At 31.6% G+C, this 16,284-nt stretch carries 16 protein-coding genes; 15 read left to right on the top strand and 1 reads right to left on the bottom strand.

Features of this window, described 5'->3' with window-relative positions; translation table 11 throughout:
* Positions 1 to 79 precede the first annotated feature (79 nt).
* From FP433_RS04510 to FP433_RS04475, 8 genes are all read left to right on the top strand, one after another.
* On the top strand, positions 80 to 1,273 hold the full coding sequence (locus tag FP433_RS04510) for an acetate/propionate family kinase (RefSeq protein WP_265484448.1): 1,194 nt from the start codon (positions 80 to 82) through the stop codon (positions 1,271 to 1,273).
* Between the two features lie 72 nt (positions 1,274 to 1,345).
* Positions 1,346 to 1,930 (top strand): peptidylprolyl isomerase, encoded by a 585-nt coding sequence (locus tag FP433_RS04505; protein WP_265484449.1) that lies wholly within the window; start codon positions 1,346 to 1,348, stop codon positions 1,928 to 1,930.
* Between the two features lie 37 nt (positions 1,931 to 1,967).
* On the top strand, positions 1,968 to 2,657 hold the full coding sequence (locus FP433_RS04500) for a YoaK family protein (protein ID WP_265484450.1): 690 nt from the start codon (positions 1,968 to 1,970) through the stop codon (positions 2,655 to 2,657).
* 18 nt (positions 2,658 to 2,675) lie between these two features.
* Positions 2,676 to 3,380, top strand: coding sequence for a YoaK family protein (locus FP433_RS04495; protein ID WP_265486509.1), 705 nt, complete (start codon positions 2,676 to 2,678; stop codon positions 3,378 to 3,380).
* A 280-nt stretch (positions 3,381 to 3,660) separates the two neighbouring features.
* Entirely contained in the window at positions 3,661 to 5,274 is a 1,614-nt protein-coding gene (locus FP433_RS04490) for a peptide ABC transporter substrate-binding protein (RefSeq protein WP_265484452.1), read from the top strand.
* Between the two features lie 421 nt (positions 5,275 to 5,695).
* Positions 5,696 to 6,469 carry a hypothetical protein gene (locus FP433_RS04485; protein WP_265484453.1) on the top strand — a complete coding sequence of 258 codons (774 nt, stop codon included), beginning with the start codon at positions 5,696 to 5,698 and terminating at the stop codon, positions 6,467 to 6,469.
* Between the two features lie 19 nt (positions 6,470 to 6,488).
* Positions 6,489 to 7,334: an alpha/beta hydrolase gene (locus FP433_RS04480; RefSeq protein ID WP_265484454.1), complete on the top strand. Its 846-nt coding sequence runs from the start codon at positions 6,489 to 6,491 to the stop codon at positions 7,332 to 7,334.
* Positions 7,335 to 7,461: 127 nt separating this feature from the next.
* Positions 7,462 to 8,466 (top strand): alpha/beta hydrolase, encoded by a 1,005-nt coding sequence (locus tag FP433_RS04475; RefSeq protein ID WP_265484455.1) that lies wholly within the window; start codon positions 7,462 to 7,464, stop codon positions 8,464 to 8,466.
* Between the two features lie 83 nt (positions 8,467 to 8,549).
* Here the strand turns inward: FP433_RS04475 and FP433_RS04470 are convergent, their stop codons facing one another.
* Positions 8,550 to 9,416: a LysR family transcriptional regulator gene (locus FP433_RS04470; RefSeq protein WP_322555903.1), complete on the bottom strand. Its 867-nt coding sequence runs from the start codon at positions 9,414 to 9,416 to the stop codon at positions 8,550 to 8,552.
* Between the two features lie 168 nt (positions 9,417 to 9,584).
* Between FP433_RS04470 and FP433_RS04460 the strand changes: the two genes are divergently transcribed.
* The 7 genes from FP433_RS04460 (at position 9,585) to FP433_RS04430 (ending at position 16,252) form a co-directional block, all read left to right on the top strand.
* Positions 9,585 to 10,184, top strand: coding sequence for a helix-turn-helix domain-containing protein (locus FP433_RS04460; protein ID WP_265484456.1), 600 nt, complete (start codon positions 9,585 to 9,587; stop codon positions 10,182 to 10,184).
* Between the two features lie 2 nt (positions 10,185 to 10,186).
* Positions 10,187 to 10,963 carry a hypothetical protein gene (locus FP433_RS04455; protein ID WP_265484457.1) on the top strand — a complete coding sequence of 259 codons (777 nt, stop codon included), beginning with the start codon at positions 10,187 to 10,189 and terminating at the stop codon, positions 10,961 to 10,963.
* Positions 10,964 to 11,065: 102 nt separating this feature from the next.
* On the top strand, positions 11,066 to 12,076 hold the full coding sequence (locus FP433_RS04450; RefSeq protein ID WP_265484458.1) for a hypothetical protein: 1,011 nt from the start codon (positions 11,066 to 11,068) through the stop codon (positions 12,074 to 12,076).
* A 227-nt stretch (positions 12,077 to 12,303) separates the two neighbouring features.
* Positions 12,304 to 13,074 carry a zinc ribbon domain-containing protein gene (locus FP433_RS04445; RefSeq protein WP_265484459.1) on the top strand — a complete coding sequence of 257 codons (771 nt, stop codon included), beginning with the start codon at positions 12,304 to 12,306 and terminating at the stop codon, positions 13,072 to 13,074.
* Positions 13,075 to 13,134: 60 nt separating this feature from the next.
* Positions 13,135 to 14,613, top strand: coding sequence for a hypothetical protein (locus FP433_RS04440; protein ID WP_265484460.1), 1,479 nt, complete (start codon positions 13,135 to 13,137; stop codon positions 14,611 to 14,613).
* Between the two features lie 199 nt (positions 14,614 to 14,812).
* A complete protein-coding gene (locus FP433_RS04435; protein ID WP_265484461.1) occupies positions 14,813 to 15,253 on the top strand; it encodes a hypothetical protein in 441 nt (146 codons plus the stop codon).
* A 198-nt stretch (positions 15,254 to 15,451) separates the two neighbouring features.
* The gene (locus tag FP433_RS04430; RefSeq protein ID WP_265484462.1) at positions 15,452 to 16,252 is read left to right on the top strand and encodes a hypothetical protein; all 801 of its coding nucleotides are present in this window, start codon (positions 15,452 to 15,454) and stop codon (positions 16,250 to 16,252) included.
* Positions 16,253 to 16,284 lie beyond the last annotated feature (32 nt).

Raw genomic sequence — 16,284 nt, 5'->3', positions numbered from 1 at the left:
AAAGAAAATTCATTAAAATCAGAAACTAGATTATTAAATGGTTTCTGATTTTTAATTTACATAGGTTAGGAGGAAGTTTATGAAAAGTGTTTTAGCAATTAATACTGGAAGTTCGTCTTTTAAGTTTAAATTATTTGCTTTAAAAGATGAAGAAGTATTAGCAGAGGGGATGGCAGATAGAATTGGAATGACTGATGCATCTTTTACGCTTACAGGAAGAAATAAGCAAAAATATGTTCAAAACGTAGAAATCCCCACCCAAGAAGCTGCAGTTGAATTATTAATTAGTGCTCTAAAAAAATATAAAATTATTAATAATTTAAATGAAATTATAGGAATTGGCCACCGTATTGTAGCAGGAGGAGAGTCTTTTCAAGATTCAACTTTAATTACTCAAGATAATCTACAAGAAATTTTTGATTTAGGTGAGTATGCTCCTCTTCATAATAGGATTGAAGGTCAGGTTGTAAAAAAATTCATGGATCTTTTACCAGGTGTTCCAGAAGTAGGAGTATTTGATACTTCATTTCATCAAACACTTGATCCAATTCACTATTTATATTCAGTTCCCTATAAATGGTATAAAAAATATGGAGTTCGTAAGTATGGAGCTCATGGTACTTCAATTCGTTATGTTTCTCAGCGAGCCGCTCAATTAATGCATAAAAATTTAGCAGATTTAAAGTTAATTGTTTGCCATCTAGGTTCTGGAGCATCTATTACTGCAGTTAAAAATGGAAAGTCATATGATACTTCAATGGGTTTTAGTCCTGTTGCTGGTATTACAATGAGTTCACGTTCAGGAGATGTAGATCCTTCTTTGCTAGAATATGTAATGGAAAAAGAAAAGATACCAATGAAGAAAATGATTGATATTTTGGAAACCAAATCTGGTTTGTTAGGTATTTCAGAGTTATCTAAGGATATGAGAGATATAAAACATAATCTAAATAACCGACAAGCACTTTTAGCGCGAAATATATTTAAAAATAGAATTTTGCGCTATGTAGGAGCTTATATAACTGAAATGGCTGGTGCAGATGCGATAATCTTCACAGCAGGGATTGGTGAACATGACAGTGGAGTCCGGCAGAGTGTAATGGAGGGACTGAAAATTTTTGGACTTGTACCAGACCTTAAAGCAAATGAGCTAAATAAAGAAGGAATAATTAGTAAACCAGAATCTAAAATTAAAGCACTAATTATTCCAACTAATGAAGAGTTAATGATTGAACGAGATGTGGTTAGAGTAACAAATTTAAGTGCAGCATAGATTCTTTTTCACATGATTTCTCTAAAAATTGTATAATGATTAGAGAAGATAAAGAAAAGGGAAGTGTTTAATATGAGCTATCCACAATTAAATTTAGAAAAAGTAAGTGGTCCAGTAGCAACTCTTGATACTAATCAAGGACAAATTAAAATTAAGCTATTTGAAAAACAAGCTCCAATGACAGTTGAAAATTTTGTTCGTTTATCTAAAAAGGGTTATTACGATGGTACTACTTTTCATCGGGTAATAAATGATTTTATGATTCAAGGTGGAGATCCTGAAGGGGATGGTACTGGAGGAGAAAGTATCTGGGGTCATCCCTTCGAGGATGAATTTTCTAAAGAAGTGTTCAATTTGCGTGGTGCACTTTCAATGGCAAACTCAGGTCCTAACACAAATGGTAGTCAATTTTTCATTGTTCAAAATAAGAATATGCCTAAGCGTTTCATCAGAGAATTAGATGGAGCGGGCTATCCTAAGGAAATTATCAAGGCGTATAAGCAAGGTGGAACTCCTTGGCTTGATGGGCGACACACAGTCTTTGGCCAGGTAATTGAAGGGATGGAGGTTGTTGATAAAATTGCTAAAGTTAAAAAAGACAGTACTGATAAGCCAGTAGAAGATGTAATTATTGAGACAATTTCTATCGAAGATTAAGGCGGGAGACCGCCTTTTTATATGAAAAGGTGTACAAGTGAGTTTTAAAAGATTAATTAATGATCATATTCCTTCTGAATCGCGTTTACTAGCCAGTGCGCTTACTTTTTCAGGAGGATTTGTAGACGCTTATACTTATATTCAAAGAGGTCATACTCTGTCAGCTGGCCAAACAGGTAATGTTATCTTTTTTGCCCATTCATTAGCCCGAGGAAATGTTAGTGGAATGGTTACAAGAGCGAGCACATTTATTGCTTTTACAATTGGCTTGATGATTGTAGGATTATTCCATAAATATGTAAAAAGTAATTATTGGCGAGTTTTTTGTCTGTTTCCAATTTTATTGATTTGTATCATTGTGGGTTTTTTGCCAGCTAGTTTTCCTAATTATATTATTGTGCCGGCAATTGCTTTTTGTATGGCAATTCAAAATGCTTCTTTTAGTAAAATTGAAGGAATGGGTTATAATAACGTTTTTACAACAGGAAACCTAAAGAAATCAATGGTAGCTTGGTCTGCATATTTTTTTGGAGAAGATAAAAGTCAATACACGGCTGCGCAAAATTATATGTGGTTAGTAATTTCTTTTGCAATTGGGGCAATGGTGTCAGCTTTTTTACAAAAAAGCTATGGACTAAAGACAATTTGGTATGGGGCGATTTTATTAGCCTTAATTAATATGGGATACTTTCTCTTGCTAAAAAGAAAAAAGAAATTAAACTTGTAAAGAAAGCGGGAATAAAGGGTGAAAGTAATCAAAAAAATAAAAGGACTTTTCACGGAAAAAGTTCCATCTCAATCCCGTATTTTAGCAACTGCTCTGACCTTTTCAGGAGGATTTGTAGATGCTTATACATATATTCAAAGAGGTCATACCCTTTCAGCTGAGCAAACTGCAAATGTAATTTTTTTTGGTGAATCTGTAGTAACAGAAAATGTTAAAGGGATGCTGACGAGAGGAAGTACTTTTGTAGCTTTTAGTATTGGATTATTAATGGTAGGGTTATTTCATAAATATGTAAAAAGCAATTATTGGCGAGTTTTTTGCCTATTTCCAATTTTATTGATTTGTATTATTGTAGGCTTTTTACCGGCTAGTTTTCCTAATTATTATATTGTACCGGCTACTTCTTTCTGTATGGCGCTTCAAAATGCTTCTTTTAGTAAAATTGAAGGAATGAATTATAGTAATGCCTTCACCACAGGAAATTTAAGTAATTCTGCAGTTGCTTGGTCAGCTTACTTTTTTGGTGCAGATAAAGGAAAATATAGTGCTGCAAAAAACTATTTATGGTTAGTTATTGCATTTGCCCTTGGTGCAATTGTCTCTTCTTATCTACAAAATTTTTTCTATTTGAAAACAATTTGGTTTGGAGCAGTTGTGATTGCAATAATTAACATTCTTTATTTGGCAATGTTAAAAAGAACCCAGAAGATTAATTTTAGTTGATAAAAAGAAATAATTTATTTAAAAGAATTATTGACATTTATATTAAAGATAGGTATTATTGCTTATAAATAATAAGTATTTAAGGAGAAAACAATGGTTTATTTTAAGTTGAACCAAGTTAATATGGATATGTGTTGCTGTGAAAATAGTAACTTATTTGACGTGCATCCATTTTAACTTAACTCTTTAAAATTTATTTTTAATTAGGATATTAATAAGGCGAGTTAGATTCTGGATGTTGGAATTTAACTCGCCTTTTGTGTAGGAAAGGGATAGTAAAATGTCTAAATTAAAAGTTTTTGCTGCTGGATTAGTTACACTAACTACTGGAGCACTCTTAGCAGCATGTGGAAATAAAAATGCGACTAGTTCGGATACTGCGAGTTTGAATACTTCAACTCCGAATGAAATCTCGACCTTGGATTCAAGTAAGTATGGTGATACTACAAGTTCAGAAATTTTACAAAATACTGTTGAAGGACTTTATCGCTTTGATAAAAATAATAAACCTCAGCTAGCTGGAGCGACTGCTGTTAGTCGTTCAAAAGATCAAAAAGTTTACACATTTTCTTTAAGAAAAAATGCAAAATGGTCAAATGGTGATCCTGTTGTTGCTCAAGACTATGTAACAGGTTGGCAAAGAACTGTTGATCCGAAGAGTCAATCTTTGGATGCAGATAGTTATGCGATTATTAAAAATGGTGATGCAATTGCACAAGGAAAGCAATCTCCAAGTAAACTGGGTGTTAAGGCGATTGGAAAATATAAATTACAAGTTACTTTAGAAAATCCAATTCCTTATCTTCCTCAAATTTTGGAAGGAGCACAATTTTACCCACAAGATACCAATTTAGTAAAAAAATATGGCTCAAAGTATGGTACAAGTAGTGACAAAATGGCTTACAATGGTCCATTTGTAGTTAAGGGATGGACCGGATCTAACTTGAAGTGGTCTTTAAATAAAAATAAAACTTACTGGAATAAAAAGATTGTTAATTTAAGTAAGGTAAATTACCAAGTTGTTAAGGAAACGTCAACTGGAATTAATATGTTTAAATCTAATGAAATTTCTTATACTCCACTTTCTTCTGCTTATGTAAAACAATATCGTAATAATGATGAGTATCATTCAAAGATTACTCCAACTAATGGGTATATGAGTTTTAACTTAAAGCGTAAAGTATCAGGTAATGTGCATGTACGTCGTGCCATCAGTCAAGCAATTAATAAGAAGCAATTAGTAAATGATGTATTATTTGCCGGCAAAGTTTCTAATGGTATTGTTGCTTCAGACTTTATTACAGACCAAGCAACTGGTAATGATTACCGAAAAGATGCTGGGGATGTAGTAACTTATAATGTTGCAGCAGCACGTAAAGAATGGAAGTTAGCCCAAAAAGATCTTGGTAAAAAGATTACAATTGAATTGCTAACTTCAGATATTACAGATTCTAAGGCAGTTGGAGAATTTTTACAAAGTAATTTAATGGAAAATCTCCCAGGCTTGACTGTAAAAGTACGCTCAATGCCACTTAAGTCACGTCTGGCTAATACTACAAATCATAATTATGATATGGTTTATGGTACTTGGCAACCAAGTTATGAAGATCCAATTGATTTCTTAACTGTTGGTGGTCTGTTTAACTTAGCTCCTGATTATCACAATGATAATTTCTGGAATGAAATTGATAATGCACGCTCAAAATATGCCACTAATCCGAAGATGAGACTTCAATCTCTAATTAAGGCTGAAAATCAATTAATTAAGAAGGATGCTTTTGCAGTTCCATTATATCAATCTGCAACTTCTTACTTATTAAAGTCTAACGTTAAGAACTTCCAATTATCTCCATATGGTAATGTCGTTTACTATTGGAATGTAAAAGTTAAATAATGAAATAAAAGGTGAAATTCTGCTAAATAAAATGAATTTCACCTTTTTTGTACAAAAAAATACACCTTCAGTTGAAGAATTAGAGAAGGTGCATTTAATTAAAACAAAGTATAATGTTGAATGTTAATTAAATTAACATTTAAAGAAAAGAGATGATATTATAAAATTAGAGATAGTAGCTAATTTTATAAAAAAAGTTAAAATATTAAACTTCCAAATATCTTACTAATGCAAGATTAGGAGATGATATGTATCTAAGAATGATGATACATATCAATAATGATTATAACACGAGAATTTTTTAATGGAAGAATTTTTTGAAAAATATTTAAATTCATTTAAAAATATTTTTCAATTGCTCAAGTTTATAAATTAGGTTATACTTATTCGCATGTATTTCAGAGTTTAGAAAGGAATTTCAGTGGCTAACGTCAATAATTTTAATAATAAATTTTCTAAAGCTAAATTATTAAATATCTTTACTACGCCTAAAGGTGAAAATATTATTGCTTATAAAGTACCTCGAGGTGATAGTGGCTTTCAACAAACTTTTCAAGAGCTGAAGCGGCAAGAATTATTTTTGCAAACTGCGCAAAAACAAGCAGCCGACTTTGAGAGAACATGGATTACTTTATTTGTGCAAACACCAGGAACAAATTATTTAGCAACGACCTATCAAAAAGGTCAATTAGTAGCAAAACTTTTTGATATGTTTGAGGCTTTAGTAGTAAGTGCTGATCAAATAGATCGTTTCTATTTTCCTTTAGATTTTGCGAATCGGAGTTTAGACTATTTAGAGGGTTTAATGAAAAGTTTTAAACCGACTAAAGAATTTAATCCAGAAAAATGGATTACTTTTGAGGATGCTCCCAAAAAAGTAATAGCTCTTAATAAGTTTATTAGAGAAGAGGAGAAAGATCCTTTAACTTATAAAAGAAGTGATGGAATTGAAGGAGTATTAGCTGCTACCCAGTTTCCGCTGATAGCTGAGCTTGACTTTAAAATCTTTGGCGGTTCCCATTTGCTTCAAGATGAAAGTGCACAGAATTTTGCTCAACTATTTTTTGATTATTTATTAACTTTATTGGAACTTTATCCAGAAACCCAAAAAGACGTATTCACTTGTGTACCTTTAATTCGAGAAGCAATTGTAGAAAAGTATGATCATTCTAATCATGATGACCTTCCATTTTAGGGAGAGAAAAGGAGTAATTATGAAGAAGAAATTTAGTTTAATTTTATCCTTGGCAATCCTCCTATTAGTAATTACAGGATGCGGTAAAAATACTGGAGCTAAGCCGAATGTTAAGCAAAAGTTAACCTTAACAAATACTAGTAGTATTCCTACCTTCTTTTTTCATGGCTATGGTTCTAGTGCAAATGCTGAACACCAAATGACTAATGCAGCTTTAAAAGCTGATGTAACTCATACGGTAATTCGAGCTAATGTTAGTGCTGACGGTAAAGTGAGTTTTAACAAGACAATGGCAAAAAGTACCAAAAATCCAATCGTAGAAGTAAATTTAGAAGATAATAGGAGTGGTAATGTTAGCTATGTTAAGGATGTAATTGTAGCTTTTGAGCAAAAATATCACTACCAAAAGATTAATTTAGTAGGACATTCAATGGGAAATTTGATGATTGCTAATTATATTAAAGATAATTACAATAACAAGAACCTCCCACAAATTAATAAAGTAGTTTCAATTGCCGGCCATTATAATGGTTATTTAGGTGAAGAAGTAGGCCGGAAAGCAAAAATAAAAAATAAGCAAACAGGTGAGCCGGATGAGTACGCAGAAAGTTTTAAAAATTTACTTTCTTTGAGAAAGACTTATCCTAAAAATAGCCAGGTTTTAAATATTTACGGTGATAAAAAAGATGGTTCGAAATCAGATGGCTCTGTTTCAGTAGCCTCGGCGCAATCATATAAATATTTAATTAATGGGCGAGCTAAATCATATAAAGAAATTGAAATAACTGGAAAAAATGCTCAACATAGTAAATTGCATGAGAATAAAGAAGTAGATAAATATTTAATTAATTTTTTATGGAAGTAAGATAAAACATCCCTTGTGAGAGGGATGTTTTTTCATAGCAAAAAGTTATTGGAGTTACTAACTAATAAGTATTATCTTTGATTAATAATTTAGTTTATAATTTTATTAAAAGAAAGGGTGGAAATTTATGAGTAAATTAGCTAATGATACGCGAGTTTTCAAAATAAATCCTAAAATTGATGTTCAAAATGTTCACTTTGAAAATAGATATGGCTTTACCTTAGCGGGTCACTTATATATACCTTCAAATTTTGATGATAGTAAAAAACATGCCGCAATTGCTATCTCTGGTCCCTTTGGAGCAGTTAAAGAACAGGCCAGTGGTCTTTACGCTCAAACTTTAGCAGAAAGAGGCTTTGTAACAGTAGCTTTTGATCAATCAATGACTGGGGAAAGTTCTGGTAAAAGACGGGATGTCGCAAGTAGTGATATTTTCGTAGAAGATTTTAGTGCAGCAGTAGATTTTCTCGGAAAACAAAATTTTGTTGACAGAGAGCGGATTGGTGCCATTGGTATTTGTGGGTTGGGTTCACATGTTTTAACAGCCGCTTCAATTGATATACGCCTTAAAGCAGTTGCCACAAGTGTAATGTATGATATGGCTGATTCAATGTGGAAAGGTCTTAATAATACAAAAACAGCTGAACAACAGAAAAAAGAAAAAGAATATTTGGCAGAAATGAGATGGAAAGAAGTAGATCAAGGAGAGCAAATTACTGGTCTACATGAATTACCATTTGATGAAGATAATAATCCAATTTATGCACCTAAATTATTTGGGAGTACCTTACCGAATGGAGCAGATCCAGTAACTACTCAATTTTTTGAGTATTACAAAGTAAGAGCTTTTCATCCACGTTCAATTAATTCTAATTCAGCCTGGGATGCAACTACTCCTGTGAGTTATTACAACTTTCCTTTGCAACAAAAAATTGAGAAAATTACTGCTCCAGCTTTGATTGTTACTGGAGAAAAGGCGCATTCACGTTATATGGCACAAGAAGCATATGATCGTTTAAGAACTCAGAAGGAATTAATAGTGGTTCCTGATGCAACACATGTAGATTTATATGACCAAATGGACAAAATTCCTTTTGATAAATTAGAGTCATTCTTTAAAAAGAATCTATAGGTTGAGTCATCTTGAAAGATAAAAATTCAGATTTGTAATAAAGGCAGACTATTCTAAAACGGATAGTCTGTTTTTGATTAAATTTAGTGCAAAGAGTCTTTAAGCTTTTCCAAAAATTTGCTGTTTAAAGAAGTTAATTGAATATTTTTCTTCCAAATTAGAGTATTTAAATCAAAAACTCTTGGTGAGAGTGGACGATAAATAAAGTGAGGATCTTTAATAGCGGGTAAACCTTTGTAAGTAATAACGACCGTATTTGTTTCATAAGCCATTAAAATAGAATTGTAAGCTAAGTTAGATAACGCATAAAAATCTAATTTATCGAAGTTTTCTTGTGCCCAGACTTTAAATTTATCATTAACCATTCGTTGACTGATTATTCCTAAAGGATAGTTAATCAAATCCTCTGAAGTGAGAGCAACCTTTTTTGCAAGAGGTAAATTATCTTTAAAATAAGCAACAAATTCATTTTTTTGAGGTAAAACAATAGTATTAAAATTACTTAATTGGCGATTACCCATCACTACCCCAAAATCAAGGAGCCCATTTTCTATTTTAGCTTCGATTTGATCGGCATTTCCATCTTCCATCATAATTTGAACATTTTTATTTTTACCTAGTTCGCCTAAAATTTTCATTAAATTTCCCAATTCAGGACTTTCTCCTGCACCAATACGTAAAACTCCACTAATTATTTTATCTTTTTTGAGAGTTTGTGCAGTAAGATCACTTAAATTGACGATATCTTGAGCCTTTTGACGTAAAAAATAAGCTTCAGGAGTCAGTTTTAACTGATGATCTCTAATAAATAACTTAACTCCTAATTCTGTTTCTAAATCTTTAATTTGTTTTGAAAGAGCAGGCTGTGAAATTAATAATTTCTTTGCTGCACGGGAAAAATTTTTTTCTTCACAAACTGCCAAAAAATATCTTAATACTCGAATTTCCATAATTGATTATTATAGCAAAATTTAGATGCTAGTATTCAAGAAATAAAGTAGTTTATTAAATTATAGATAATTTAATTTAATAAAACGTTATTTTCCCTCAAATAATTTTCGATATAGAAGATTTTCTGACTTTTATTGGTAAATCACTATTATAGAAGTGTAGAAGGGATGAGAGAAATGAGAATTGGAGAACGTTTAAAAACGGTTCGACTTTTTTTAGGATTAACACAAACAGAGATGTCAGAAGGAGTGATGACTGAATCTTATTATTCTAAAGTTGAGCGGGATATTAGTAAAGTTAAAATAGATGCTTTATTAACAATGCTGAATAGAAATGGAATTTCTTTAGAAGACTTTTTTGAAATTAATAATCCAGAAATTGATAAAACAACTCTTGATGTTTTAGAAACTAGTCTGCTTACCTTACCCCAAAAAGATAGTTGGGATTTAATGGAGCTTTTATTTAAAGAAGCTGAAGAAAATAAGATTGATAAAAAAGCTGAAGTAGCAGATTTAGCTATTAGGTATTTACATCATTGCTATGTTAATAGTTGGGTAGCTGAGGGTAAAAAAGTGATTAAATTTATTGAAAGATTGCCCCCATATCCAATTTTAGCTATTGAAAAGTTGTGTGCGCAATATTATCATGCACTCTTTGAGAAAAATACTAAGAAAATTAGTACGATTAAAGAACTTTTAACTTTCAATGGCTATGAAAAAATCAGTAAAGAGTTACCTGAGTTAAATAATGAGGATAGACAAAGATAAGAATGTTAATTTCAAGAAAACTATTATTACTTAGACGAACTTTAGGACTTACTCAAAGCAACCTAGTGGGGAAGAATACAATTAGTGTATCGGCTCTCTCAAGAATTGAGCGTGAAGATACGACAATATTTGCGGAAGATTTAATAAATATTTTAGATAATAATCATATTACAAAGATGAAATTTCTAGGAGAATATTCTACTGTTGAAAAAACCGTTCGTTATTATCAAGATCAAGCACTCTATTACTTCTTAAATAAAGATGTCGCAAGCTTAAGTATTCTTTTTAATAATTTAGAAGTGAAAAGCAGGTTACTTAATTTATTAATAAAAGAAATGATTCGATCATTAAAAGGTGAGAAACTTACAGAAAATGAAAACGTTAAAAAATTACTTTTTAAGTTAAAAGACTACGATGATAACTTTTTGTGGTGTTTACTAGTCAGCTTAAAATTGTATCCAAATGATAATTTCGCAGTAATAGTTGAAAAAATATTCTATAAATATGATGAAAAAGATGTAGCAAATTCTACTGTAAGGCTGATTGCTGATATCGTAGTAGCTTTTTTGTTAAGTAAAGCGAATAAAAGGTCTTCTTTAAAGGAATATGGAATAGAGGTTTTGGATTCATTGAAAACTACCCCAAATATTTTTCTTCAAAAATTAGCCGTTCAATATCTAGTAGCTAAAAGAAAAAGGGATTTTAAGACAGTAAAGTGGATTGAGAATCAAGTATCGATAGCTGGTTTAAAGAAAGAATTTTTACAATTGATTAGATAACGCTTGTATTATTTCGATGTAGAAGATTTTGAGACAGATGTAATTTTTGGGCGTAAAGTAGAACATGAAAAAATTATATTAATAGTAGGAGAGACAAAAGACATGAAGAAATTTTTATCAACTTTAGTAGGAATGGGGTTACTTTTAGGTGGTATATCAATTGTGCATCCAATCGGGGTACTTCAAAAGGTACAAGCAGCTAATAATGTAGGTACAACTCTGCCATGGGATCGAGCATGGGATCACCAAGTCCATTCTATTCAGTCTCTTTATTTTACTAATTTCCATCCTTGGGAAGATGATACTCCAAAACATATAAAAGCAAAGGTTGATTTATACAATGATGTGTATAATAAAAGTAAAGTTCCGGGATATGAAGATTGGCAACGTGGAGAGAATCCAGATAATTGGAATATGTATATTAATTATATTAGTAAGAAATATTTATATCCCTATGAAGGAATGGCGCATCGTAATTTAAAAAAACGTTCAGCAAATATCTACGTAAAGGATAAGTCTTTGTTGCCAGAAGTAAAGGCGGCAATTAAAATGTGGAAGCCAGGTTTTAAATTTAATCTTGTTAATTCAATGAAACATGCCAAGTTTCGTTCAACTTCAAAAAAGTATGCTAATATTGTGATTTGTGATGATCCTTATTCTGAAGAATATGATGGAAATAAATCTTGGACTGGATCGGAATTAATTGAAGTTACAGATAAAAAACTAATAAAATCAAGACATATTAAGTATTGGGATGGTAACGGTCAAGTTCACAAGAAGAAAAAAGGTCAAGCTCGTTTAAATGATGATGTTGCAAATATTTGTGTACTTACTAAAAATATGTCCAAGCAAAGAAAAATTAATGAAATAGCGAGTCAATTAGGACAAATTATCGGTATTGGTTATAATGATGCCTTTTTCGAGGATATTTATAAAACTTATGGCACAAATGATATCTCTGCGTTCCATGGATTAGAGGAATATGGAGAAGATGAAGATGAAAATTACGTGTCTGAAAAAATGTTAAATTCACAATTTGTTGTAACGCAAATGGATGTAGAACATATAAATTGGATTTATGCGCACCCCTATGATGGCTACTCCATCTACTAAACTAGTAGAATTATGATTGTTAAAAAATCAAAGAGAGAACTGACCGGCGAAAATTAGTTACAAATAAATAAGGATAATAAAGGATAAGCTAGTAATAAAATCGGCTTATCCTTTATTTGTAGGTAGTAGATATAACAGGCGGATTATTTCAATGTGGAAGATTTTAAGACGAAAATAAACTTTAATGATAAAGTAAGGATTATTGAATGTAAAAATGAGGGATATTAATGAATAAATTTTGTTCAAATTGTGGTCATCCAGTTAAGAATACTGATAAGGTGTGTGGAAATTGTGGGACACCCCTTACTCCAGTAGAGCAAATTAATCAATCTACTAAAAATAGGGGATCTATGAGGCAACCAGCTAAGCAAGCTAGTAAGAAAAATCATTCTGCTTATAAATGGTTTATTGGAATTGGTGTGGTAGCACTTTTAGCCGAAGGTGGATATCTAGTTTATCAAAATATGGATAATTCAAATAACTCGGCAGTGATGGAAACAAAAAACTCTTCTTCAGTAACAAGTTCTGATAGTGCACAAAGTATTAATGCTGGTAGCAGTAGTAATCAAGAAGATGCGGCATCTGATAATAATGAAGATGACGGTGATGGAGCAACTGTAGCAAACATTGGTCCTAAAACATTAGCTTCTTCTGTTTTATTACTAGGTGGAAAAAAAAGTGAAGGCTGGAAGAGTTTTGCAACTCAAGATAGTCTTGAAGTCAATGTAATTCAAGCAAGCGCAGAAAATGAAAATTATTCTGAGCCTGGAACGGGAGTAAGTTATATGTTTACCAGTGACGGGCAAAATGGTGGAGAAATTCTTGAATATCGGATAAGTTCAGATGGATCAACTGTTTATTGTTACGAGCAATCTTCAAAAGATTCTGCAACGCGCCATGTAACTCCCTTTGCAACCTTAAGTGCTAAAGAAATTCAGCAAGTTAAAGATAGCGATGAAGTGAAGAATTTAGTAGATAAAATGGAAGTTAAGAGTTAAAAGTATTATTTAAGTTTAATAATTAATTGGATTACTTTTAGTAAAATGGTGGATAGAAAAATGAATGACAAAAAGCAAGCGTTACTCTATAAAATTAAGCAAACATATCTTGTAATTAAAGAAACAGAGAAAAATAACCAGAATATTATAGATTTACATAATAAAATCAGGGATATAAATTCTGAAATTAATTTTTTTCAAAAAGTTATGAGTGGTAATAAAATAGACCTAACAAACGCTAAAAACAATTCAGGAAAATTTAAAGCAGTATCTGTTCCCAAAATAGAAAAAACTCAGCCAGTTCTAAGCGACGAAACACCGAATAATACTACTATAAAAATCCTGGAATATAGACAACAATTAAAGAAAAAACAAGATGAGCTTCGTAAATTGAAGAAACCTGATTATAAACCTATGCACAAGTGGAAGTGGTGGGAGTATGCTCTATTAATCTTTATACCTTTAGTTTTATGGGCTTATGGACTATCTAAGATAATTCAAAGCAAAATTATAGCATTATCAATAATGAAAAATCCTTCTAAAAATGATCAAACTTTGTTTAATTTCTTGGCTTCTGGTAAAGCAGAGAATATTGGATGTATTGTAGGATTGATCGTTATTATTGGTATTATTATTATATTTAGAAAAACGGTGCCTAAGCGTGAGTATAATCAAAAGATGGCTGAATACAATCAAAAGATAAAAAACTATGAACTAGCTATATCTGAGTATAGAGAAAAGATTGCTGCACAGAAAAAATATGAAGAGTATCAGATACAAGTTACTAGCCGAAATGAGAGAATAGAGGAAAATAAAAGGCGTAGAGCTGGGGCAGAGAGAGCAGTAAAAGAACTTCCGGCTATAATTGGGCAAAATAAGATTAAAATTAAAAATTATGAGTATCTGAAAGATCAATGTACTTATTACTTAAAGCAAGCAAAAAAATTCAGAAAGTTACTTAAATCGAAAGAAGATTTGTTTATTGATGTTCCAGCAAAGCGGTTTGGTAATTTAAAATATTATGCAGAGTTATATGAACTTGTTCGTACTGAGCAAGCACTAACTGCGGGGGATGCTGTTCGGCTTGCTGAGGATCGTTGGGGACGAGCAGAAGAAAATTTAGCATTACGTCAAGATATTGAACGTAATAGTACTTTAATGAGAAATACTGTTGAAAAAGGTTTTCGAAACGTATCAGATAAATTAGAGATAATTATTGAGCAACATCAAGAAATTCGTAATGGGATTGAAAATATTAAGGAAGAACTAAAGGATATTAAGCAGGGTGTTAATGTTATAGATACCGATATGAAAAATAGTGCTGATAATATCACTTCGTCTATTAATGCGAATGCTAAAAGAATTAAGAGAACTATTCAAAGTGGCATAGCAGCAAATGTAGCAGTAAATACATCGCTTACTTCTAAGGTAGATGAAACAAATAGACAACTGGGAAATACGAATAGAAAATTAGATGGTATGAATGAAGCCCTTAATACTACTAATAGACAATTGTCTAGAAAATTATCACGTAAATAATTAGAGGTAACACGTTAAATAAAATTGATTTATGGCTTAAATTAACGAAGCAAAAGAATTATTTAAGTTGAAGTAAAATTTATCGAGTTTTAATTTTATAACAAATGTATTATTTCAATATAGAAGATTTCAAGACAGATGTAATTTTTGGGAGTAAAGTAGAATTTGAAAAAAATTATATTAATATAGGAGATACAAAATGAAACGCTTAAAGTTATTAGGGATTGCATTATTAGTTTTTATTGGCGTAGTCGGAGTTTCAGATAAAGTTAATGTGAAATCTGCTCAAGCTAGTGTCTTAAAAACAACAACTGTTCCCAAAAGATTTAGAGGTACTTGGTATTTAGCAACATCTAGAAAGAAAGTTCATGCCTATAAGATTAATAGTACTAGAATTAAATTAGATGGAGTAAATGCTCGAGTATACAAGTATTCTTCTAAGGCATATAGAGCTACCTCACTTTCAATTCCAAGTAAAGTTTTAATTAGTAGTAAAGGAAATACTTTGACTTTTTACTACATTGGTGGACGAATTTATCCTCTAAACCTTTCATCTAATCACCAAAGTTTAAGGGATGCGAGTGCTATGCAGACTTATTATAAAAGTAAGTCAGCTGCTTTGAAGCATTATAGAAGATAAGTTAGTGTCTCTAGTTTATTAGGTTGATTGCAATTATTAGTTGGAATCAACCTTTTTGTTTAAAAAATTAATGATAAGTAGAAGTAATTTTAAATAACGCTTGTATTATATCAATATGGAAGATTTCAAGACAGATGTGATTTTTAATAGTAAAGTAGAATTTGAAAAAATTATATTAATATAGGAGAGACAAAAGACATGAAGAAGAAATACTTAGGATTGGTTGTAGCTGCATTATTAGGAGTAACTCCTTTAACTGGTGTTGTGGCAAACAGCATTCATCCAAACATTGTTCAAGCCGCAGACGATGATGATCAAACTGCAACCTTATGGCTTAAGAAAAAGACTCCATATCTTGTTGCTAAAAATGGGGAAACAGTTGGTTCTCTTGCTCTACGTCCAGTTAGCGATGTTACTTCTAATGTAAGTAAAGTAACAAAAATGTTGGGAATGTCAGTTTATGCGAATATGGATAATGGTGATCCAGACTACACAGAAGCTCTAAGTGTAAATACTCCCTTAAGAAAAGGAAAAAGTTATAGTGCTGTGCTAACTTTTAATGTGAAAAATGGCTCTCACTATAGCAGATTATTACAACAAGGGAATTGGGGAAATTATGTAGGCAAAGAATGGTCATTATATGTATGGGATACAGGTGATAATGGGGCACCAGAACCACATATTGTTAGTGGAGATAAAATGGATTTAGGATATGAAGGGCGTGGTAATGAGAACGCCGCCTCAATTGTCGTCCCAATTAAAGTTGAAAACAATACCTCAGCTTCTTCAGTAAAGAAGGTTAACTTAAAAGGCTACGTTAGAGGCAGAAAGAATGCCAAGGTTACCACTTACACTTCAACTGGAAAGACTACTCGAACTAAGGTTTACGGACACCATACTTATAAATTAAATCAAAAGAAAACAATTAAGGGTAAAACTTATTACAAAGTCTACGGTAAAAGCTACTGGATTCGTGCGACAAGTCTCGTAATTAAGTAGTATATCTGGTTTAGAAAGTAATAAAGACGGAT

It is taken from the genome of Lactobacillus sp. PV012, from assembly GCF_014522325.1.
Classification (GTDB): Bacteria; Bacillota; Bacilli; order Lactobacillales; family Lactobacillaceae; genus Lactobacillus.
The sequence above is the reverse complement of the archived record's forward strand: the minus strand, read 5'-3'. Positions and strand labels throughout refer to the sequence as shown.